The sequence below is a fragment of the Flavobacterium polysaccharolyticum genome, from assembly GCF_038739875.1.
GTDB classification, from domain to species: domain Bacteria; phylum Bacteroidota; class Bacteroidia; order Flavobacteriales; family Flavobacteriaceae; genus Flavobacterium; species Flavobacterium polysaccharolyticum.
On sequence record NZ_JBCGDP010000003.1, the window covers coordinates 108,554 to 130,744 of the forward strand.

The 22,191-nt window shown below is 34.8% G+C and carries 22 protein-coding genes; 13 read left to right on the forward strand and 9 right to left on the reverse strand.

Annotation, left to right across the window (positions count from 1 at the left end):
• Positions 1-67: 67 nt before the first annotated feature.
• The gene (locus tag WFZ86_RS03920; RefSeq protein WP_342690722.1) at positions 68-499 is read right to left on the reverse strand and encodes an META domain-containing protein; all 432 of its coding nucleotides are present in this window, start codon (positions 497-499) and stop codon (positions 68-70) included.
• 112 nt (positions 500-611) lie between these two features.
• Here WFZ86_RS03920 and WFZ86_RS03925 point away from each other — a divergent pair, with 112 nt between their 5' ends.
• The 4 genes from WFZ86_RS03925 (at position 612) to WFZ86_RS03940 (ending at position 3,812) form a co-directional block, all read left to right on the forward strand.
• Positions 612-1,136, forward strand: a complete 525-nt coding sequence (locus WFZ86_RS03925; RefSeq protein WP_342690723.1) for a hypothetical protein — start codon at positions 612-614, stop codon at positions 1,134-1,136.
• Between the two features lie 36 nt (positions 1,137-1,172).
• A complete protein-coding gene (locus tag WFZ86_RS03930; protein WP_342690724.1) occupies positions 1,173-1,949 on the forward strand; it encodes a superoxide dismutase in 777 nt (258 codons plus the stop codon).
• An 11-nt stretch (positions 1,950-1,960) separates the two neighbouring features.
• Positions 1,961-2,536: a YdeI/OmpD-associated family protein gene (locus WFZ86_RS03935; RefSeq protein WP_342690725.1), complete on the forward strand. Its 576-nt coding sequence runs from the start codon at positions 1,961-1,963 to the stop codon at positions 2,534-2,536.
• 76 nt (positions 2,537-2,612) lie between these two features.
• Positions 2,613-3,812 carry an LETM1-related biofilm-associated protein gene (locus WFZ86_RS03940; RefSeq protein WP_342690726.1) on the forward strand — a complete coding sequence of 400 codons (1,200 nt, stop codon included), beginning with the start codon at positions 2,613-2,615 and terminating at the stop codon, positions 3,810-3,812.
• Positions 3,813-3,877: 65 nt separating this feature from the next.
• On the opposite strand, the gene WFZ86_RS03945 is transcribed toward WFZ86_RS03940, so the two are convergent.
• Complete coding sequence (locus WFZ86_RS03945) at positions 3,878-4,348, reverse strand: Dps family protein (protein ID WP_342690727.1); 471 nt, start codon at positions 4,346-4,348, stop codon at positions 3,878-3,880.
• Between the two features lie 103 nt (positions 4,349-4,451).
• Between WFZ86_RS03945 and WFZ86_RS03950 the strand changes: the two genes are divergently transcribed.
• Positions 4,452-5,393, forward strand: coding sequence for a LysR substrate-binding domain-containing protein (locus tag WFZ86_RS03950; RefSeq protein ID WP_342690728.1), 942 nt, complete (start codon positions 4,452-4,454; stop codon positions 5,391-5,393).
• Positions 5,394-5,426: 33 nt separating this feature from the next.
• On the opposite strand, the gene WFZ86_RS03955 is transcribed toward WFZ86_RS03950, so the two are convergent.
• Together WFZ86_RS03955 and mnmC2 are read right to left on the reverse strand one after the other, a co-directional pair.
• Complete coding sequence (locus tag WFZ86_RS03955) at positions 5,427-5,624, reverse strand: hypothetical protein (RefSeq protein ID WP_159683969.1); 198 nt, start codon at positions 5,622-5,624, stop codon at positions 5,427-5,429.
• A 131-nt stretch (positions 5,625-5,755) separates the two neighbouring features.
• Positions 5,756-6,424: a tRNA (5-methylaminomethyl-2-thiouridine)(34)-methyltransferase MnmC2 gene (gene mnmC2, locus WFZ86_RS03960; RefSeq protein WP_342690729.1), complete on the reverse strand. Its 669-nt coding sequence runs from the start codon at positions 6,422-6,424 to the stop codon at positions 5,756-5,758.
• Between the two features lie 376 nt (positions 6,425-6,800).
• Between mnmC2 and WFZ86_RS03965 the strand changes: the two genes are divergently transcribed.
• On the forward strand, positions 6,801-7,868 hold the full coding sequence (locus tag WFZ86_RS03965; protein ID WP_342690730.1) for a branched-chain amino acid aminotransferase: 1,068 nt from the start codon (positions 6,801-6,803) through the stop codon (positions 7,866-7,868).
• A 55-nt stretch (positions 7,869-7,923) separates the two neighbouring features.
• Here WFZ86_RS03965 and WFZ86_RS03970 read toward each other — a convergent pair whose 3' ends face one another.
• Complete coding sequence (locus WFZ86_RS03970) at positions 7,924-8,325, reverse strand: pyrophosphohydrolase domain-containing protein (RefSeq protein WP_342690731.1); 402 nt, start codon at positions 8,323-8,325, stop codon at positions 7,924-7,926.
• A 387-nt stretch (positions 8,326-8,712) separates the two neighbouring features.
• On the opposite strand from WFZ86_RS03970, the gene WFZ86_RS03980 reads away from it, so the two are divergent.
• From WFZ86_RS03980 to WFZ86_RS03995, 4 genes are all read left to right on the forward strand, one after another.
• Positions 8,713-9,822 (forward strand): SRPBCC family protein, encoded by a 1,110-nt coding sequence (locus WFZ86_RS03980; RefSeq protein WP_342690733.1) that lies wholly within the window; start codon positions 8,713-8,715, stop codon positions 9,820-9,822.
• Positions 9,823-9,886: 64 nt separating this feature from the next.
• Positions 9,887-10,429, forward strand: coding sequence for an RNA polymerase sigma factor (locus tag WFZ86_RS03985; RefSeq protein ID WP_342690734.1), 543 nt, complete (start codon positions 9,887-9,889; stop codon positions 10,427-10,429).
• Positions 10,430-10,461: 32 nt separating this feature from the next.
• Entirely contained in the window at positions 10,462-10,875 is a 414-nt protein-coding gene (locus WFZ86_RS03990; protein ID WP_342690735.1) for a hypothetical protein, read from the forward strand.
• Between the two features lie 24 nt (positions 10,876-10,899).
• On the forward strand, positions 10,900-11,349 hold the full coding sequence (locus WFZ86_RS03995; protein WP_342690736.1) for a sensor of ECF-type sigma factor: 450 nt from the start codon (positions 10,900-10,902) through the stop codon (positions 11,347-11,349).
• Between the two features lie 55 nt (positions 11,350-11,404).
• Here WFZ86_RS03995 and WFZ86_RS04000 read toward each other — a convergent pair whose 3' ends face one another.
• Complete coding sequence (locus WFZ86_RS04000) at positions 11,405-12,466, reverse strand: sialidase family protein (protein WP_342690737.1); 1,062 nt, start codon at positions 12,464-12,466, stop codon at positions 11,405-11,407.
• A gap of 116 nt (positions 12,467-12,582) precedes the next feature.
• Between WFZ86_RS04000 and WFZ86_RS04005 the strand changes: the two genes are divergently transcribed.
• The 3 genes from WFZ86_RS04005 to WFZ86_RS04015 all read left to right on the forward strand — a co-directional run bounded on the left by WFZ86_RS04005 (position 12,583) and on the right by WFZ86_RS04015 (position 17,207).
• The gene (locus WFZ86_RS04005; RefSeq protein WP_342690738.1) at positions 12,583-13,758 is read left to right on the forward strand and encodes a hypothetical protein; all 1,176 of its coding nucleotides are present in this window, start codon (positions 12,583-12,585) and stop codon (positions 13,756-13,758) included.
• A gap of 120 nt (positions 13,759-13,878) precedes the next feature.
• Positions 13,879-15,840, forward strand: a complete 1,962-nt coding sequence (locus WFZ86_RS04010; RefSeq protein ID WP_342690739.1) for a KUP/HAK/KT family potassium transporter — start codon at positions 13,879-13,881, stop codon at positions 15,838-15,840.
• A 131-nt stretch (positions 15,841-15,971) separates the two neighbouring features.
• Positions 15,972-17,207, forward strand: coding sequence for an RsmB/NOP family class I SAM-dependent RNA methyltransferase (locus WFZ86_RS04015; protein WP_342690740.1), 1,236 nt, complete (start codon positions 15,972-15,974; stop codon positions 17,205-17,207).
• 66 nt (positions 17,208-17,273) lie between these two features.
• Here WFZ86_RS04015 and WFZ86_RS04020 read toward each other — a convergent pair whose 3' ends face one another.
• The 3 genes from WFZ86_RS04020 to WFZ86_RS04030 form a co-directional block, all read right to left on the reverse strand.
• Entirely contained in the window at positions 17,274-17,621 is a 348-nt protein-coding gene (locus WFZ86_RS04020; protein WP_342690741.1) for a DUF1801 domain-containing protein, read from the reverse strand.
• A 2-nt stretch (positions 17,622-17,623) separates the two neighbouring features.
• Positions 17,624-18,994, reverse strand: coding sequence for a M20/M25/M40 family metallo-hydrolase (locus tag WFZ86_RS04025; RefSeq protein ID WP_342690742.1), 1,371 nt, complete (start codon positions 18,992-18,994; stop codon positions 17,624-17,626).
• A 924-nt stretch (positions 18,995-19,918) separates the two neighbouring features.
• The gene (locus WFZ86_RS04030) at positions 19,919-22,015 is read right to left on the reverse strand and encodes a glycoside hydrolase family 97 protein (RefSeq protein ID WP_342690743.1); all 2,097 of its coding nucleotides are present in this window, start codon (positions 22,013-22,015) and stop codon (positions 19,919-19,921) included.
• Positions 22,016-22,191 lie beyond the last annotated feature (176 nt).

Genomic DNA, 22,191 nt, shown 5'->3' on the forward strand with positions numbered 1-22,191 from the left:
CCCAATATATAATATACTAGCTCTAAACAATATACTACAGACGCTTTTCATCTTTTGTGCATTAAAATTATTTTTTCTCAAATCGCAGTAAACGAACTCCATTACGTGTCATGATTAATTCTTTTCCATCAGCTGAGATAGTAAAGCTATCTACTTTTTCGAGCATGTCCATATAAACACTATCTCCATTTCCTGGACATGCCATCATAGTAACAGCCATTTTACTATCCTTGAAACTTATCTTACTCCCATCTAGATTGAGCATACCCGAATAATTATTACAACTATTTTTTCCAAACACTTTTTTAAATGTCACATCAAAATTGATAGTAGGTTTTTGATTCGGATAAAGTCCTTCAAAAGCAATTCTTGGACCACTGATATAAGTTAACACCCATTCTCCTTGTAGAGAATTTGATGATTTTGTTGTATTTTTGGTTGCATGGCAAGCGGTTAAAGTCAGAGCTATAAATATGACTATCAAATTCACTTTTTTCATATCATGTTTTTTTTAAAGCTTGAACATAAATTTACGAAAACCATACCAAAAAATGAATTTTAAAACACTTTTCAATTTAATACTATTTTAAGAAAAAAAATATCAAAAAACCATGAAAATACTAGGAATTGGATCACGAATTCATCACGAAAAATTAGGCAAAGGAGTAATAACCAATGTAACTTCTACAGACTATTGGGTTACCTTTATCGACTCTGGATTAGAAACCATAGCATTAGACAGTACCTTTGAAATCATCGAAGCAGCAGAAAACGAAGTCGACACCATAAGTTTTTATGAAGTAGAAACTACTCTAAAAAAATTATTACAAAAATGGTCTGATGTCTCCGAAATTGTTCCGATAGCTGATAAATGGAAAGGCGGCAAAATTATCCTTGAGCCAGGACAAGCAGGATTGGCCTCAAAAGAAATACCAATCGATACCTTTTTTCATAAAATAATAATGGTAAGAGACCGTTTAAGAGTTATGGAGCAAAAAATCAATTCAAGCAAAATGGAGGAAATCGAAAAAATCGAATTACAACAATATCTGACTCGAATTTACGGCACATTAACTACATTTAATATACTTTTTAAATCTCCCAATCATAATTTTGTGGGAGAAAAGTCAAAATAATTCCAAAAACATACTTAATCAACTAATTCAAAAAAAATGGAAAACAACAGCAGTAGAAGAGATTTTATCAAAAAATCGGCTCTTCTTTCAACAGGAATTTTCATGGGAAGTTCAATTATCAATTCGAGTTTAGCTGCAAACACAAGTGATTCAGCATCATTTATTTTTCATGATGACTTGTTAAACACACAAGAAGCGGCCTACACTTTGCCCAAATTACCCTACTCTTATGATGCTTTGGAGCCTCACATAGACAAACTAACTATGGAAATCCATTATTCAAAACACCATCAAGCTTACGTCACCAATCTTAATAAAGCTGTTGAGACTTTAGACAAAGCCATAGTGGATAAAGCAAAAAATCTTTCTTCAATTTTCGAAAATATGAGTCTGTTTCCTGAAGCAATTCGCAACAATGGTGGAGGTCATTACAATCATAGTTTATTTTGGAGTTTAATGAAACCCAACGGTGGTGGTGAACCAAAAGGAAAACTAGGCGAAGCCATAAATACAACATTTGGCTCATTTGATGCTTTCAAAAAGCAATTTGCCGATGCCGCCGCAAAACGCTTTGGTTCAGGATGGGCATGGCTAGTGGTTAGCAACGGAAAACTAACCATTACCTCGACTCCAAACCAAGATAATCCACTAATGAGTTTACCTACGATTGTTGCCAAAGGAAAACCTGTTTTGGCACTAGACGTATGGGAACATGCTTATTATTTAAAAAACCAAAACAGAAGAGCCGACTATATAGCTTCTTTTTGGAACGTTGTAAACTGGGAAGCAGCTGAAGCACTCTTCATCTCTTAAACCTAAAACATTTGGAAGAAAAAGAACATTTATATTTTAAAAATGCAAACGAATGGCGAACATGGCTTCATGAAAACCACCATTCGTCGAAAGGCGTTTATCTGCTGTTTTACAAAGTTAGCAGTACTTTTGAAAGCATGCGCTGGGAAGAAGCCGTTCAAGTAGCCATCTGTTATGGTTGGATAGATTCGACTGTAAAAAAAATGGACGAACACCAACGCAAACAGCTTTTTACTCCAAGGAAAGACAAAAGTGTTTGGAGTAAATTAAACAAAACCTATATCGAAAAACTGATTCAAGAAAATATTATGCATGAAAGTGGTTTACGGAAAATTGAAATCGCAAAGCAGAATGGTTCTTGGAACTCCCTTGACGATGTAGAAAACCATATCATTCCAGAAGATTTACAACTTGCGTTTGATGATAACCCAAAAGCTTGGAGCAATTATCAAGCTTTTAGTCCTTCTTACCGAAAAAGTTATTTATACTGGCTTAATCAAGCTAAAAGAGTAGAAACTAGACAAAATCGAATTCAAGAAATCATTAGCCTTTGCGAACAAAATTGCAAATCAAGAAGCTCTTATTAATTTTAAACTAAAGTTTAACTTTTACTAACTATTGTCGTTGTAAAAAAACATAGCTTTGCAACTTCAAAACATAACAATGATTAACCCATCTGCTCCTGGTTGGATAGACAAATTTTTTATAGAACAACCGTTTTCTGAAGAACTTTCATCAGACAACAGTGCTTCATTTTATCTTAAAACAAGGGAGACTGGATTTATTTATGGTCATATTATTTCGTTCAACACCATAAACCCCATTGATTCCAAAAGATGGTTTAAGGAAGAAATCTCAAAAGTTGCTTTACTAAATACACTTTATGGAGCTTTTTGCTTATCCGAATCCAACAAAACGCCTGAACTGTTTGTAACAAAAGCTTTGGAATTTTACAATCAGATGAATCCACAAGGTTTCAGCCTACTCAAAAAAATATTACCCAAAAACAGTAGATCTTTAACTTTAGAAAAATTTATTGATGAAAGAGTACAAACCAACGATGGCATCATCAATAAAAATTTTTCACATTTAGTGACTAATGCTCTTTTATTTATAGATGTTTTGGCTTTTTGCCAATACTTGAAAAACGGAGAAATCCCTGAAAAATACTTGAAACGTATTGAAGAAACCGTTGTCAATATTGTGGCTTTGGCTCTAAAAATAAAAAGCAACAAAACGCAGTATGACGACTTACTAATCAAACTTTTTGAAGCTTCAATTCGTTATACTAAATTTTCTAAAAATGCCTCATTGTCTTTAGAAACATTAGAACTCGATTATTTCACTCATGATTTAGAAAAAAAATACCTAATCGACATTACTGGTATGGCTCTTTGGAGCGATGGGGTAATAGAAAAAGAAGAGGCCTATTTTTTACATACTTTAGGCACTATTCTCAATGAATCCGATGAATTTGTTGCAGCATCAATTCATCATACCAATGATTTCATCACAAAATACAAAAGTGAAATTCCTTATTTTAATTATTCCAATCCTGTTAAGCATTTTTACGACCAGACTACCGAAAGTGTGGTAACTTTGGTGACCCGAAATAAAAATAGATTGGTTAAAGAAATTTTGGAAAGCAAAGAATTAATGATACTCTTGGCACATTCAACCCATCGTGATCTTGATGAAAAAGAGAAGAAAAAAATCAGAAAACAAATCTTAGATATCTGCAAAACAATACCTTCACTTACCATATTTTTATTACCAGGCGGTAGTTTATTGCTTCCAATTCTAATTAAATTTATACCAACATTATTACCCTCTTCATTCAATGAAAATTTAGAAGAAGATTGATATTTAGACATAAAAACAGAAGTACAAAAGCTTCTGTTTTTTATCTAAATTGAAATTTAGAATGATTAAGCCAACCAAGCCTGCATCATCCATATTGTTTTTTCCTGTTCTACAATAAAATCACTCATCATAGAGCTCGTTCCTTCGTCATTAATAGCCGAAGCATTTTCTAATATCTTTCTTTCGATCGTTAGTAGACTAGCCAAAGAATCAACAATCAGTTGAATCGCCTTTTCGTCATTTGAAATATCTTTACCCACTTCTAGTTGGTTGTGCTTTATATAGTCATCAAAAGTATGTAAAGGAGTTCCTCCAAGTGTAAGTACACGCTCTGCAATTAAATCGATCTTCAGCTGTGAATCATTATACAATTCTTCAAATTTAAGGTGCAAGTCAAAAAAACGTTTCCCTCTAATATTCCAATGCATTCCTCTCAAACTTTGGTAATACACTTGAAAATTAGACAACAAAACGTTCAATTCTATTACAATTTTTTCTGTCTCTTGTATTGGTAAACCAATAGTATTTAGTCTCATAATAATTCACTTTTAAATATGTTGCAAAATTACCCATAATTTAAGGCGAAAGCGGCATCAGTTAAATTGATTGTTTTTATATTTACATCAAATATTACTATCAATGACAATCACTCAACTTAAGTATGTTCTTGCTGTTGCTGAACATAAAAATTTCACCCTTGCTGCAGAAAAATGCTTTGTTACTCAACCCACATTGAGTATGCAAATTCAAAAAATAGAAGAAGAATTAAACATTCAAATATTTGACCGCACCAAAAAACCCATTCAACTTACCGACATTGGTCAAAAAATAGTTACACAAGCCAAAAATATTGTAAACGAAGCCGATCGTATTCAAGATATCGTTGAACAACAAAAAGGATTCATAGGTGGGGAATTCCGCTTGGGAATCATTCCAACGATCATGCCTACTTTATTACCAATGTTTTTAAAAAATTTCATCAAAAAGTATCCAAAAATACGCTTGATTATCGAGGAACTTAATACCGCAGATATCATTACCAAACTAAACAATGGTCATTTAGATGCCGCCATTGCAGCTACGCCTCTTTTAGAAGATAAAATAAAAGAAATCCCTTTGTATTATGAACCTTTTGTAGCATACATTCCAGAAGAACACCAACATTTCTCGAAAAAAGAAATCGAAGTTAGCGATTTGAATTTAGACGAAATCCTGTTACTACAAGATGGACACTGCTTTAGAGACGGTATTTTGAATTTGTGTAAAAACAGTAATTCAAACGAAGTAAATCACTTCACTATTGAAAGTGGTAGTTTCGAAACATTAATCAAATTAGCCGATGAAGGTCTTGGTACTACTTTGCTCCCTTACCTTCATACCTTAGATTTAAAAGAAACCGATAAACTAAAACTAAGACATTTTATTGAACCAAAACCAGCAAGAGAAATTAGTTTAATTTATCCAAAAAATGAGCTGAAAATTCAGATAATAGATGCCCTACGAAACACAATCGCTGGAGTCATAAAAGGAGCAATTGTTTTCCAGAATGTAGAAATAATAAGTCCTGTCCAGAAAAAATAAGTATAAAAAAAGGAACCAATTGGTTCCTTTTTTTTATCTATTTACTATAACAAGACATTGTTTTAATTCTGGCTTTTCATAAGTAAAATCAAATAACCATTCTTTTAGTTGTTCCAATTCATACGGTAATAAAGTTCTTATGGCTTTTTCTAATTCTTTACAAAAAAGGATGGGATCAAAACTTACTCTTTCTAACACTGATTTAGTGTAATCAAACATTATTTTCGACATAATTAAATAAGATTTTTGGGGTTATCTTGCAGTAAATTTAATCTTTTTATTTTTAGCTTTTACATAATTAACTAAGATTTATTCTTTTTTTAAACTCATTTTTCATAGCTAAAAACGTTTTCGTAGTGTTTTCAAGGGACGAGCTTCGTTGCACGAAACATTTCTCTTTTACCAGGTGGTCCAGCTAATTTTTCTACTTTAAAACCTACTTCAATCATACTTCTTTTAACCACTCCTCTAGCAGCATAAGTTACCAATATACCATTGTTTTTGAGTGCAGTAAACATTTTTTTAAAAATTGCAGTACTCCACAAATCAGGTTGAACTCTGTAGCCAAAAGCATCAAAATAAATCAAATCATACTGTCCAACATCATCAATAGCTTCAAAAAATTGTTGTCTTTTTGTTAAACAAAAATCTTTATCTATTACATTGGACTGTTCCCAGGCATCATTATGCAATTTTTCAAAAATGGATTCATACTCCAACACTTCAAGTTCCTCTACATAATTCATCCCTTTTAATTCCTCAACCGAAACAGGATAAGCTTCTACTCCAACATAATCAATAGTTTGATTTCGTTTTTTAGCTTCCAAAAAAGTTATAAAAGCATTGAGCCCTGTTCCAAAACCAATTTCTAGAATTGAAACCTTCTGAGCAGAAAACAAAGCCAATCCGTTTTTAATAAAAACATGTTTAGCTTCTTGGATGGCTCCATGTTTAGAATGATAGCATTCGTCCCAATCTTCAATTTGAATAGTAGTTGAGCCGTCTGAAGTTTGAATGATTCTTCTTTTCATACTTTTAAGGATTGATCAGGTAAAGATTTCCGCTTGTTAGTTAAGTGTTGACCGGTGCAAAGATAGCACGAATGAAGATTTCAAAACAAATTGATGTTTATTTGTGAATTAGTAATTTCATTTTAATACAAAATTTATCAATAGTTAGGTTCTTTAACGGACAAAAACGCAAGTATTTATTATATATTTCATATAAAATCACAGTAAATAATTCTGATTTTTAGAAAATACACAAATCTCAGTTAAACGAAATATGTCTTACAATTTTCGCATCGTTTTTAGGGTTTTTTATTTAATTTTGTAAAAAAATAAAATCAAATAAGAAAATTCATTTTTTTTGATTTTGATTATCGAATCTAACTATTAATAAATAATCATGAGTACTTCTCAAACAACAGCAATTGATATCACAAAAGCCGCTACTTCTAAAATAAACGATGTAGATTTTGATAATTTAAGTTTTGGAGCCGTTTTTACGGATCATTTATTTGAGTGCGATTTTAAAAATGGCGCTTGGCAACAACCTGTCATTAAGCCTTACCAACCTTTTCTACTAGACCCTTCAGCAAAAGTTTTTCATTACGGACAAGCCATTTTTGAAGGAATGAAAGCTTACAAAGACGATAATAATGACTTATGGCTTTTTAGACCAGATGAAAATTATAAAAGATTTAATGCATCTGCAGTAAGAATGGCGATGCCAGAAGTTCCAGAAGAAGTTTTCATGAATGGTCTTAACGAGCTTTTGAAAATTGACGAAGCTTGGGTAAAAAAAGGATTAGGAAACACTATGTATATCCGCCCGTTTATGATCGCAACTGGTGAAGGTGTCGTAGCTAATCCATCAAGCGAATACAAATTCATGATTATACTTTCTCCAGCAAAAGCATACTATTCTGGTGAAGTAAAAGTTTTAATTGCAGAGCATTATAGTAGAGCTGCAAACGGAGGTATTGGTGCTGCAAAAGCTGCAGGAAACTATGCTGCACAATTCTACCCTACAACATTAGCAAACAAAGAAGGTTTCCAACAAGTAATTTGGACAGACGACGCAACTCATACCAAATTAGAAGAAGCTGGAACCATGAACGTGTTTTTCAGAATTAATGACACATTATTGACTGCTCCTGTAAGCGAACGAATTTTAGATGGAATCACCAGAAAAAGTTTGATCGAATTAGCCCAGAAAGAAGGAATAAATGTAGAAGTACGCCCTGTTTTGGTAAGTGAATTAGTAGAAGCTTCTAAAAACGGAACTTTAAAAGAAATATTTGGAGCTGGTACTGCTGCAGTTGTTAATCCAATTGTTGGGTATTCTTATAAAGAAGAATATTATGAACTTCCGAAAATTGAAAATTCATATGCTGAACAATTAAAAAGTAAACTTACTAATATGCAACATAAATTAGAGGCTGATCCATTTGGTTGGACAGTAAAAATCTAATATTGCTTCAAATAAATTCAAAAGGCGATTTTCAAAATGAAAATCGCCTTTTATTTTACATAGAATCCTGTACAATGTTTAGAATTTTAGAAAAGTCAGGTTTAAAATAATTCGGCCCTTTCATTACTTTACCGTCTTCTCTGTAGATTGGTTTTCCGTCTTCGCCCAATTTACTCATATTACTTCGCTGAATTTCATCAAAAACTGCTTCAATATGACCTTGTAAACCATGCTCAATAATGGTTCCGCATAAAATATACATCATATCTCCCAGCGCATCAGCAATTTCAACAATATCATTATTTTTTGCTGCTTCAAGATACTCTTCATTCTCTTCTTTCATTAAGTTAAATCGAAGTAAATTCTTCCCTTCTCCTAAATCAGCATGAGGTTGTTCTTTATGCCCGATGGCAAAAGCTGTATGAAATTCCTTTACCGCTTCTATTTGTTTTTGCATAATTAGATAAGTTAATTGAACGAGCAAATTAGCAATAATTCCTATTCAATTACTTAAATTTGTAGAAAAATTTACAACTATGTTTAGTCAAGGACAATTAATTTTTGGAGGCTGTTTCGCCATCGCATTCATTTTTGCTATGATTATCGCTTACCGAAAAGATGCCAATTTACACCGAATTTTTTATAAAGGAAACTATAAAATTCTATTAGGCTTCCTTCTTTTTATTGGACTTTTGTTCCTTATAAAAATTTATCTTAAGCATTAAAACTACTATCCTTTCTAGATTGCCAAGCTTATTATTATAAAGTAAGGATCAATTCTAAAAAGTACCCCTACTTTTTGAATAAAATTTCTAACTTTACGAAAGTTTATACCCAAATTCTCATGCAGATCCTTAAATATCTTTTTCTTTTACTCCTTCTTACTGCTGTTGCAACTACTATTTTTGTGGCCACTCAAAAAGGAGCATTTCAATTAGAACGAAGTAAAGTCATTAATTCTCCTAAAGCAGCCGTTTTTAATTACGTAAACGACTATCAAAATTGGCCTGATTTTAATACTTGGATGCTTGAAGATAAGAATTTAAAGATGAGCTACCCTGCAACTAACTCAGGAAATAGAGCTTCTTGTTCTTGGACAGGAGCCGACGGCACAGGAGACATCCAAACTTTGAGTACAAAATTCAATGAAAGTATTACTCAAAAATTAAATAATAACGGAACAGAATCCGAAGTATTTTGGCATTTCAAAGATACTATAGGAGGCACCAAAGTAACCTGGAAAACAAAAGGAAACTTGAGCTTTGAATTAAAAATGTTGGCCACTTTAAAAGGAGGCGTAGAGAGAAATCTAGGTTCAATTTATGAAAAAAGCCTAAAAAATCTAGATAAAATTTTAGATTACGAAATGAATACTTACTCGATAAAAGTAGTAGGTGAAATACGAAAAACGTCAACTTATTACTTAAGTCAATCCTTTAGTAGTAAAATAGTCAATATCAATAAAAACAGTAGAATTATTTTCTCTAAAATCATAGACTATTGTTATAGAAACGGTATCGAAATCTATGGAAAACCATTCATCATTTATCATTTTTATGATGCCAAAAAAGAAACAGCTAAGCTTTCTTTCTGTATTCCTGTAAAAAATGAAATAGTTCCAACTTCAGAAAGCGGGTTCGTGGCAGGCAAACTACTTTCTTTTCCAGCAATTAAGACTGTACTTAAGGGTGACTCTTCTCACCTTCAAAAGGCATTAGATCAAACCAACACTTATTTCAACACAAAAATAATTTCTAGAGAAGCTACATTTTCACATATAGAAGTCTATGCAATAGGAAAAAATGAATTGAGACAACCTTCAAAATGGGTAACTTACATTTATACACCTATAAAACCAAAAGTAATTCCTGCCCCGGTAGTTCGTCCATTAACTCCAAAGAAAGAACCTGCCGTTACGACTCCAGTTGAAGAGGAAATTCCAACAGAATTCTAAAAAAAATGATTTGAATTAAACCTTTTAACAAAATGCTATTCTAACCCTAAAAAAAGTGTAAAACTTGCAAGAAGAACAAGCATTTATCCAGCAATTATTAGATCCGAAAACGCAAAATAAAGCGTTCGAACAATTATTGAAGGAATATCAAAAACCGCTGTATCATCATATTCGGAACATTGTTTTAAATCATGACGATACTGATGATGTTTTGCAAAATACATTTATTAAAGTTTTTCGTTATTTAAAAGATTTTAAAGGAGAGAGTAAACTTTTCTCATGGATGTATCGAATAGCTACCAATGAGGCTTTGACATTTTTAAGTCAAAAGGCAAAAAAAAACAATTTATCTTCTCAAGAATTACAAGAAAAAACGATTCAAAATCTTCAATCTGACATCTATTTTGAAGGTGATGAAATTCAATTAAAATTACAACAAGCAATAGCACGTTTGCCAGAAAAGCAACAATTAATATTCAAAATGAAATATTTTGAAGATCTAAAATATGAAGAGATTTCAGAAATATTAGGAACTTCAGTAGGAGGTTTAAAAGCCTCATATCATCATGCTACTAAAAAAATTGAAGCCTTTGTAACCGGAAATTAAACCTTTTGAGACACTTATAGTCTAAACATATTATGAAAGAATTTAAATTAGATAACGAACCGAATATAAGTACTGGATTTAGTGTACCTGAAAATTATTTTGAAAATTTTTCAGCAAAACTTCTCCAAGAACTTCCAAAAGAAGAGCCCAAAGTGATTTCTTTATTTCAAAAGAGAAAAAAATTACTTTTTGCGGCTGCAGCTGTTCTCATTATAGCTTTGAGTTTACCTATTTACAATAGTTTTTTCAAAACAACACAAGAACTAGACAATGCAAGTATAGAAAACTACTTAACTTATCAACCCAATATTACACAATATGATTTAATAAGTGAAATGGAAGCCAATGACTTGGTTTCTCTCAACGAAACTTCATCGGCCGATAAAGCGGTTATCGAAGAACATTTAATTAAAGAAGGTAATTTAGAACAACTTATACTCGAATAATAGTATCGTCAAAACAAAACAATCATGACAATTAAAAAACTTTTTCCGTATTTATTTTTACTACTATCGGTAACAATCTATGGTCAAAATGAAAGATTAAAAGAAAAGAAAGACCAGATTAAAGCTATGAAAGTAGCCTTTTTGACTAGTGAGCTTAACTTAACTTCTGTAGAAGCTGAGAAATTTTGGCCAGTTTACAATGCCTATGATGACAAACAATTTGAATTAAGACATCAAAAAATGAAAACCTATGCAAAAAAACTCAATGATGGTTCTCTTGACAATATGAGTGACAAAGAAGCTTTGGCTTTTTTGAATCAGATAGAAAGTACCGATGAAGAACAATGTCTAATTAGAAAAAAATTCAATTCGGCACTAAGAAATATTTTACCTCCAACAAAAATCCTAAAACTAAGAAAATCCGAAGTAGATTTTGATAGAAAATTACTTCAACAATACCGCAACAAAAACTAATCTATAGTTTCATTTAGTTTTAGCCTCATAAATTCATTTTTGGATGTATGAGGTTTTATTTTTTAAAAGAGAGACGTATCATTTTGTTTTTTCCCGCTGCAACGGCTGTGGAATCATCGATAAAACGCAGGGTAAACAATGAAGAATCTATACTCATTTGCTTCCAAGTTGTGCCCCCATCCCCTGAATAATGAATGCCCGTAGCACCAACTGTCACTATTCCATTTCCTTTACTTTTGGGAACAAATTGTATGCATGAAATATAGCCTGGGCCACTATTTTCGGCTAATAATTGCCAAGTTTTACCTCCATCTCTTGTGATTGCTTTATTACCAAAATTCTGATTTGGCAATTCATAATTCCCTCCTGCAATACAACCAATAGATTCATTATAAAATGCAGCCGTAAAAATACCAGTCATTTGTTGGCCTTGTACAATTGGAGTCTCGTTAACACTCCATGATTTTCCTTTATCAGCCGAATAAAAAATTCTGGCTTTTTTTCCTCCAGAAACTATCCAAGTATGATAACCATTAATAACGATATTGGTGTTACTTGCAGCAAATGCACCTTCATCTTCAAAATTCTTATAAAAAACACTATTGGGTAACGATTGCCATGTTTGCCCTCCATCTCTAGTTATGATAATACTAAAATAATTATCAATCGGATCGCCCAAGGCTATTCCTTCTTTTGAATTCCAAAACTGTAAACTATCAAAAAACATTTTTTCGTTTGAATTCTCATAAACCAACTCCGTACTCAAGTTTTTTTTATCAATCTTAAACAATAAAGCTGGACTAGCGATGGTCAAAGCAAAAAAATGATTAGGCGTAATTGCACTGCTCCTACATTCAAATCTCAAGTTATCCTTTGCTAGTTTATGAATGACCTTTTCTCGTTTCTTTACATCATAAAAACCATATCGGTTTTGGTCGGCTGCAAACCAAACTTTGTCGTTATCAATATTTAAGGAACGGATACTAATTTTATCCTCAAATAGGGTATCAATTTCAATTTTTTGAAAAAAAGAACCTTTTTTTTCACTATTCTGAGCATTAGCACAATTAAAACATAAGACACTAAAAAACAACGGAATTACTATATTTTTAATCATTACAATACATTTTACATAGGCTAAAATACAATTATATTTAAATATCGATAATTAAAAAAAATATTTATTGGCACAGTAGTTGAATTATCCGTTTCAGAACTTTAAAACTAACTGCTATGAAAACTAAATTACTTTTATTTGCAATACTTACCACGCTTGTAACAGGCTGTTCAACCGCGCAAGACAGAACAACAATCTATGCGAAGAATGGAGAAATTAGTGATAATTTAGATTTGAAAGCAGTAGCTTCTGTTTTCGGAGAATCTTCAAACTTACAAGATTTCGAAAGAAGATTAAACGATCCAAGACTTCAACTTTCAAACTTAGATTTGAATTATGATAACCAAGTAGATTATTTACGTGTAATTGAATCGGTAGAAAACAGAACTCATGTTATTGTTATACAAGCCGTATTAGGAAGGGACATGTTTCAAGATGTAGCCACTATTGATGTTGAAAAAGATCGCTACAACAATGTTAGCATACAAGTAGTGGGAGATATTTTCATGTATGGCCCCAATTACATCTATGAGCCTGTCTATTACAGAACTCCTGCGATCTACGCCTCTTTTTGGATAGGTAATTATCGTCCTTACTATTCAAGATGGAATTGGAATTATTATCCTACTTATTATTATACTTGGAATCCGTTTCCAGTATACCGATACAGAAGTAATATCAACCATTGCATCAATGTACATAACTCATATCGATATGTTTCTTACAGAAGTAACTATAGAGCTTCACAAATCTGCGCTTCAACACGCAATAATGCTTTTGAAAGAAGATACCCAGACTATTCGTTTTCACGAAGAAACAATGATGTAGTTAATCGTTATGAGCTAGACCGCAGAAGAGATAATAGAGAGGTGTATAGTGACAATAGAAATGTTACACGCTACCAAGCTAATACGGACAGAAACTATTCAGCCTCTAGGGTTGAACCCTCAAGAAGATATGCAGACAATAACAACTATTCAAGAGAAAACACTATTCAAAGAAGAGATGAAAATACCACTAGAATAGCAACTCCTGTTAGAGAAGAACCAACCAGAAACTATACTGAAAACGCTGGATACAATAGAAGAGAATCAACCACAAGAACTGAAGTTGAGAATAATTCTAACAACAGAAGAAGCTCTAGTTCTAGAGAATACTCAACACAAAGAACAGAACAAAGAACCGCAGCTCCCTCAGAAAACAGAAGATCCGAAACCAACAGAAGTAATACTAGAAACGAAAGCCAATCTAGTGATGGAAGAGAAAACAGAGGAGGAAACCGAAGAACTTAAATTCTACTTCAAAAAGTAAAACACGACTAATAGGTCGTGTTTTTTTTGTTATTTTTAATAATTAAATCCTTTATTTTATTTAAAAACAGTAAATTTGAAGCAGTTTTTTAAAAAATATCCATGAGCGCATCGCACAAAGACCTACACAGCAAATTAACGCTAGGAGGTTTATTAATTTCTTTAGGAATTATTTATGGTGATATCGGGACATCACCTTTGTATGTAATGAAAGCCATTCTTGGCGAACACATCATCGACCCAGATGTTGTATTAGGAGGAGTTTCTTGTGTTTTTTGGACACTCACCCTACAAACCACATTAAAATATGTGATTATCACGCTTAGTGCTGACAATCACGGAGAAGGAGGTATTTTTGCACTTTACGCCTTGGTAAAGAAAACAAAAATACAATGGCTTATCGTCCCGGCAATTATTGGGGGGAGTGCATTATTAGCGGATGGAATCATTACGCCACCCATCTCGGTTTCTTCCGCAGTCGAAGGAATAAAAACGTTTAACCCAGAAATTAATACCGTCCCAATTGTCATTGGAATTTTGGTCATTTTATTTACCATACAACAGTTTGGAACTAAATTAGTTGGTAAGTTTTTTGCCCCCATGATGACCATTTGGTTTTTAATGCTAGCCATTTTAGGTTCCATTCAAATCAGTTACCATCCAGAAGTTTTTAAAGCGATAAATCCATATTATGCTTACCATTTGTTATCTATTCATCCAGATGGCTTTTTTGTACTTGGATTTGTATTTTTATGCACGACAGGAGCCGAAGCTTTGTATTCCGACATGGGACATTGCGGAAGAAAAAACATCAGAATCAGTTGGATTTTTGTAAAAACTGCTTTGGTGTTGAACTACTTTGGACAAGCAGCCTACCTTATTCAACATGGTGGAGAGACTTTACAAACTTTGGGAGGAGAAAATGGAAATCCATTCTATTTGATTATGCCTAGCTGGTTCCAACCTTTTGGAATTGTGGTTGCAACATTAGCAGCAGTAATTGCTTCTCAAGCATTAATTAGTGGTTCCTTTACGCTTATCAATGAAGCTATGCGTTTGAATTTCTGGCCAAAAGTTAGAATCAAATATCCTACAGAATTAAAAGGCCAGCTATACATTCCATCCATTAACTGGCTTTTGTTAGCAGGATGTATTGGAATAGTATTGCATTTTAGAGAATCTAGTAATATGGAACATGCCTACGGATTAGCCATTATTCTTTGCATGATCATGACTACCATTTTACTGAATTATTACTTAATCATGAAGCGCGTAAAATGGTATTTTTTCGTGCCATTGATTACCATTTATTTGATTATAGAGTTCAGTTTCTTAGCCGCTAACATCACTAAGTTTGCCGAAGGAGGTTATGTAACTTTATTCATCGCAATCCTATTGATTTCAGTAATGACTATTTGGTATTTGGCGAAGAAAATCAATAAAATCTATACTAAAATTGTCAAAATTGAAAACTTCAAAAAAGTTTTGGTTGAATTGAGTAGTGATTTATCTATACCAAAATATGCTACCCATTTGGTTTATATGACTAATGCTGGGCGTGTAGATGAAATTGAAGAAAAAGTAACTTATTCTATTCTACAAAAAAGACCTAAAAGAGCTGATATCTATTGGTTTGTGCATGTAAACGTACTCAACGAACCTTACAAAAAGGAATACAAAGTAACCGAAATTGTAAAAGACGATTTGTATCGAGTAGATTTTAATCTTGGTTTTAGAGAACCTACTAAAATAAATCTAATGTTCCGTGAAGTAATCATTGATATGGTGAAAAAAGGTGAGGTAGATGTTACTAGTAGATATGAATCCTTAAACAAAAACAATATTGTGGGTGATTTCAAATTTGTGCTTTCAGAGAAATTCTTATCCAACGATTCTGATTTATTATGGCATGAAAAAATCATCATGAACTCTTATTTCTTAATCAAAAAATTAAGTTTATCGGAAGAAAGTGCTTTTGGTTTAGACAGTAGTTCTGTAAAAATCGAGAAATTTCCGATGGTGCTACATGCCCCAGAAAGCTTGGGATTAACTAGAATAAAATAACCCAAAACTCAAATAGCAAAAGCACTGTAGTACAGTGCTTTTTTTTTGATTACAATATAAAATATAACAATCCATACTAAAAATTTAACATTCAATCAATAAATAGTACCTTTGCAGTTCAATTATTCAAAATGAGATTACACAGAAATTTAGTTTATACTACTATTGATGCTTTAAATGCCATATTCAACGAAGGCGAATATGCCGATAAAGTAGTTGCCCGCTCTTTAAAAAAAGACAAACGTTGGGGAAGTTCCGACCGTAAATTTGTTGCTGAAACTATATACGAAATTGTTCGTTGGAAACGACTATATGCTGAGATTGCCGAAGTAAAGGAACCTTTTGACCGAGATAATCTTTGGAGAATTTTTGCCGTTTGGGCTGTATTGAGAGGGTATCCTATTCCTGATTGGAGACAATTAGAAGGCACTCCGGAACGTAAAATTAAAGGACGTTTTGATGAACTTTCTAAAATCAGAACATTCAAAGAATCGATTCCAGATTGGATGGACGAAATTGGGGTTAAAGAACTAGGAGAAAAAGTTTGGTCCAAAGAAATTGCGGCTCAAAACCAACCTGCTAAAGTGGTACTTAGAGTTAATACATTAAAGACAACTCGAGAAAAATTAAGAGCCATTTTAATGGATTTGAACATTGAGACAGAGATGCTAAAGGACCAACCAGAGGCCTTAGTGTTGAAGGAAAGAGCCAATGTGTTTTTGACCGATGCTTTCAAAGAAGGATTATTTGAAGTTCAAGATGCTAATTCACAACTTGTGGCCGCTTTTCTTGATGTAAAACCTGGAATGCGTGTGGTAGATACTTGTGCGGGTGCAGGTGGAAAAACATTGCATATTGCCGCTTTGATGGAAAACAAAGGACAATTAATTGCCATGGATTTGTACGAAAGTAAACTCAAACAATTAAAACTGAGAGCCAAAAGAGACGGTGCGTTTAATATTGAATACCGCATTATTGATTCGACAAAAGTCATCAAAAAATTACATCAAAGAGCCGATAGAGTTTTAATCGATGCACCATGTAGTGGACTTGGAGTTTTAAAAAGAAACCCTGATGCTAAATGGAAATTACAACCAGAGTTTATCGATAATATCCGAAAAGTACAGTCGGAAGTTTTAGAGAGTTATTCTAAAATTGTAAAACCAGGAGGAAAACTAGTATATGCTACTTGTTCCATTTTACCTTCTGAAAATCAAGAACAGGTGAAACGTTTTTTAGGAACAGACATCGGAAAAGAATTCACTTTTATCAAAGACCATAAAATATTGGCTTCTGAATCTGGATTTGACGGTTTTTATATGGCTTTATTAGAGCGTAAAGAAAGCCAAGAGAAAGAAATTAAATAATATCAAAAAGTCCCATTAGTGACCATCATAACAAAAAAGTCCTCGAGCATTTCGAGGACTTTTTCGTTAATATAAATCGATGGCTTCAGCGAGTACATCGAGCAAAACTTCGTGGTCTATGGTTTCTAAACTAGTATAGCGTAACGATTTTACCGTATTTCGTTTTTCGTCCACTAACTCCGATTGATTGCGTTGCAATTGAAATCCTTTGGCGAAACCCAAATCTACAAATCCTTTCTTATGGTTGGGCGCCAAATAACAAAAAGGCTTCTTTTTATAATAGACATAAGGAATACCCCATTTGAACAACAACTCAGTATCGGATACATTTTGCTGAATCACCTGATGTAAATGCAACATAATACTCTGATACAAGTGCGGCTGATTGAAAATATACGCTTCAGCGGGTTTCATTCTTACAAGCCTTTTTGATCCATCAAATACAACAAAGAAGTCATAGTAGCTGCTCCCAATTCCAATTCTCTTTTGTTGATGGCATCAAACGTATCATTGGCCGCATGATGGTAATCAAAATAGCGCTGAGAATCAGGTTTGAGTCCTGCTTTGACGATATGTTTGGATGACAATGGGCCAATATCAGTTCCGCCATGTCCTTTTACAAAACTATGAATCAAATAAGGTTCAAATAACCCTTTCCAACTGCTAAATTTAGCAAACTCCTCGTCATTGCATTCGAATGAGAAACCTCTTGGCGAAAAGCCTCCCGAATCGCTTTCTAAAGCAAAAACATGATTTTCTTTATTGGTTTGTGCCAACTCTGCATATTTTTTTCCTCCGCGGTTCCCATTTTCTTCGTTCATAAACAACACTACACGAATCGTATTTTTGGGTTTATAATTCAGCTGCTTCAAAATGCGTAAGGCTTCCATACTTTGCACCACTCCTGCCCCATCATCGTGAGAACCATCGGCTAGATCCCAAGAATCCAAATGACCGCCCACTACCATAATGTTTTCGGGGGTTTCACTTCCTTTCAATTCGCCCACCACATTATAAGACAGCACATCGGCCATTTGTTCACAGGATTGCTTAAAGTAAAATTGCAGTTGTGGGTTTTCTTTTAACTTCTTGCTTAACAACTCCGCACCATTGGTACTGATGGCTGCTGTAGGAATCCATTGCGCTTGCGGCAAATCACCGTAGCTTTGGTTACCCGTATGTGGAAAATCATCTAAACGCAAATTCATAGAACGCACAATCGTTCCCACTGCACCATACTTTGCTGCTTCTCTCGCGCCAGAAGAGCGTTGATCTACACAATGACCATAAGCATTGAAGGTTTCAATATATTCAGCCTCCATAGGGCGATTATAAAAGACTATTTTTCCTTTTAAAGCCGTTCCTAAGGTTTCTAGTTCTTTGATGCTATGCACTTCGATTACGGGCGCTAGCAAACCCTTTTTCGGTGTAGCAATTGAACCTCCCAAAGCACAAATTGGCACTTCAATTTTGTTTTTACCATCTTTGATATAAGCGGTTTCTTTAGCACCTCGCACCCACTTTGGCACCATTACTTCCTGTAAAAATACTCGATCTAATCCCAAGGTTTCTAGCTGTGCTTTGGTGTATTGTACTGCTTTTTCGGCATTATCAGAGCCTGATAAACGGTGTCCGATTTGGTTAGAAAGATAGTCCAGCCATTGGTAACCTTGCCCTTTGGTCAATGCCGATTGGTAAATGGCTTTGAGTTGCAATTCGTCTGAAGATTGAGAAAAAACGACTCCGCCAAGGCTTAGCAATAGGGCTGTAAAAAAAGTTTTCTTCATAGTTTTAGGTTGGTTTTGGAATATTATAGTTGGCAGCAATTTCGGGAAAGTTTATGAATATTTAGCTAGGTTGTATAAAGTTTATGGTTGATTGTTTATGGTTCAGGGTTTATTGTTTCGGGTTTAGAGTTGTTTAAGATTGTTTAAGGTTGTTTAAAGTTTATAGTTAATTGTTTAGGGTTGTTATCGGCTATCGGTTTTTAGAGCCTTCGGCTTTTTCGATTTGCTGTGTGTGGACTGGACTGAAGTCCTGCCTTACAAAATGTACCGAGTCTACGACTCTTTATCGAATGTAAGAGTTCCGGAGGAACGAAACATTTTGTAGCAACTGAAACTGGACTGAAGTCCAGCCTTACAAAATATAACGAGTCTACGACTCTCTATCGAATGTAAGAGTTCCGTAGGAACGGAACATTTTGTAGCAACTGAAACTGGACTGAAGTCCAGCCTTACAAAATGTACCGAGTCTACGACTCTCAATCGAATGCAAGAGTTCCGTAGGAACGGAACATTTTGTAGCAACGGATTTTAATCCGTTGTTTTTTAATCCGTTGTTTTTAAATACGTTGTATTGGATTCGTTGTTTTTTAAACCGTTTTGTTTTTAATCGGTTGGTATTGAGCAATATTTTTTTGGGGTTTCCTGCAAGGTTTTTTCAACCTTGTAGGTATAAGGACTAATTATGAAAACCTACAAGGTCTAGAAAAAGACCTTGCAGGTTGGTAAAGTGATACTTTATTTTTTAATTGGGTTTTAAACAAACCTTCTTATGAAAATGAAACGTCTTACCTAGCCCCGATCGCAGCGGCATCCTTTTTCACAAAAAAACCTAGTAGTGGGTTACTACTAGGTTTTTTTGTGAAAAAGATAGAGCGGAGAGCGGGACGACGCGTGAGGTGCTCCGCCTACGTCTGCTCCTAAAAATTAAGGCAGTGGTTCGAAACTAATGGCGGTTCCTCCCCCAGCAGCCAATTGCAATTTGAGTTTGCTAGCCGATGTTACCACTTGTGTTTTGATGGTGTAAGCGATTGGGTTTTTCTCCCAATGTGCATTTTTGGCATCTTCGTAGATGATGGCTTTGTATTTTTTGCCTTTGGTTAGGAAATCCAATTTGATTTCGGTGGTTCGGGCATTTTCATCGGTGATGGCGCCTAGGAACCAAGTGTCTTTGCCTTTGGTTTTTCTGGCCACGGTAAGATAATCGCCGGGTTCTGCTTCTAGATACAAACTCTCGTCCCAATCCATCGCCACGTCTTTGATGAACTGAAACGCATCGGGATATTTCTCGTAGTTTTCGATCAAGTCGGCCGCCATTTGCAAGGGAGAATACATCGTCACGTACAAGGCCAATTGCTTCGCCAAAGTAGTGTGGACTTGCTCGGTTTTGTTTTTATCGTAGTAACTCATTTTGATTTCAAAAATCCCCGGGGTGTAATCCATAGGACCGCCCAACTGACGCGTGAAAGGCAAAATGGTTTCGTGCGCTGGCGGATTTCCGTTGCTCCAAGCGTTGAATTCGTTCCCACGAGCTGATTCGGCCGCGATGTAGTTGGGATAGGTTCGACTGTAGCCTGTTGGGTGCGAACATTCGTGTGAGTTGACCATCAATTTGTTATCGGCAAAGCGACGCGCGACAAAATTAAAGTGATTCACCATCGCTTGTCCGTCGTGGAATTCGCCACGCGGAATGATTTTGCCCACATAGCCTGTTTTGGCGGCAGGATAGTCGAATTTCTTCATCAAATCAAGTGCGCGATCCAAGTGGCGTTCGTAGTTGCCCACAGAACCCGAAGTCTCGTGATGCATAATCATTTTTACATTTTTTGCTTTGGCGTAGGCCGAAACTTCTGCCAAATTAAAGTCAGGGTAAGGCGTCGTAAAATCAAAAACATCCTCTTTCCAGTTGCCTACCCAGTCTTCCCAACCTACGTTCCAACCTTCGACCAACACGCCGTCAAAACCGTGCTTGGCGGCAAAATCAATATAGCGTTTGGTATTTTCGGTAGTAGCGCCGTGTTTGCCTGTTGGAATTGGATTCCCCGCAGCGTTTTGCGCATTTTGAGAACCCGCATAATCCCAAGTCGATTTCCCCACGTGCATTTCCCACCAAATCCCCACATATTTCATTGGTTTTATCCAAGAAGTATCTTCTATTTTAGAGGACTCGTTTAGGTTCAAAATCATTTTAGAGCTCACAATTTTTCTAGCGTCATCGCTGACCATAATCGTGCGCCAAGGCGAAACGCAAGGCGCTTGCAAATAGGCTTTATCGCCAATGGCGTTGGGCACCAAATTGGCTTTTAGCGTGTACTTTTGCACGTTGGCATCCAAATGCATTACGGGATAATTCACCACAGCTGCCTCAAAAATATTGAGATACAGCCCTGAAGCCGATTTCATTTGCAAAGGCGTTTGCACCGTGTATTTCCCAGGAATGGATTTCACGCCAATTCCGTTGTTAAGGTTCAGTTTTTCGTTGTCAATTTCGGAGAATTTGGTTTCGTTGTACACGTATTCATTGCTGTCAAAATCTCCTGGAATCCAGAACACTTTATTGTTTTCGGTCAAATTGAATTCGGTTTTCTCGTCCGAAATGATAAAATAGTTCAGGTTTTCTTGTTTTGGGAAATCGTAGCGAAACGCCACCCCTTCGTCAAAGGCTCTAAAGACCAAATTGAGTTTCACTTTTGAATCTTTCTGTACCAAAGCTACAATCAATTCGTTATAATGGTTCACGATTTGGGCTTGTTCTCCCAATACCGGTTTCCAAGTTTCGTTGACCGCTTGGGTTGTGGTTCCCGTCACTTCAAAATGGTTGATCAAAGCCGTTTTGTCTTTTAGACTCACCCCCAAAGCGCTAGACTGCACCACAGGTTTATTTTTGTAGCTCACCGCATAGGTCGGTTGACCATCGGGTGTGAGCTGAAACGTAAGCGCCAAAGTTCCGGTTGGCGATTCCACCCTTTGTGCGGACACCAAGTTCATACAACAAAGGAGTAGTAAGGAAAATAATTGTTTCATTTGAATTCTATTTTTTTTGTAACTATAAAAATACGCAAAAAGTCCCGAACCCAGCCACAATAAGGAACGCCTTATGCTCTTTGAAAGTAAAAAATCCCACTCCAACGTTTGCGTACTCATAACTTTTCGACCTACTCGACCAATACGATAGGCTTTATTTTTAGGAGCCAATCCTG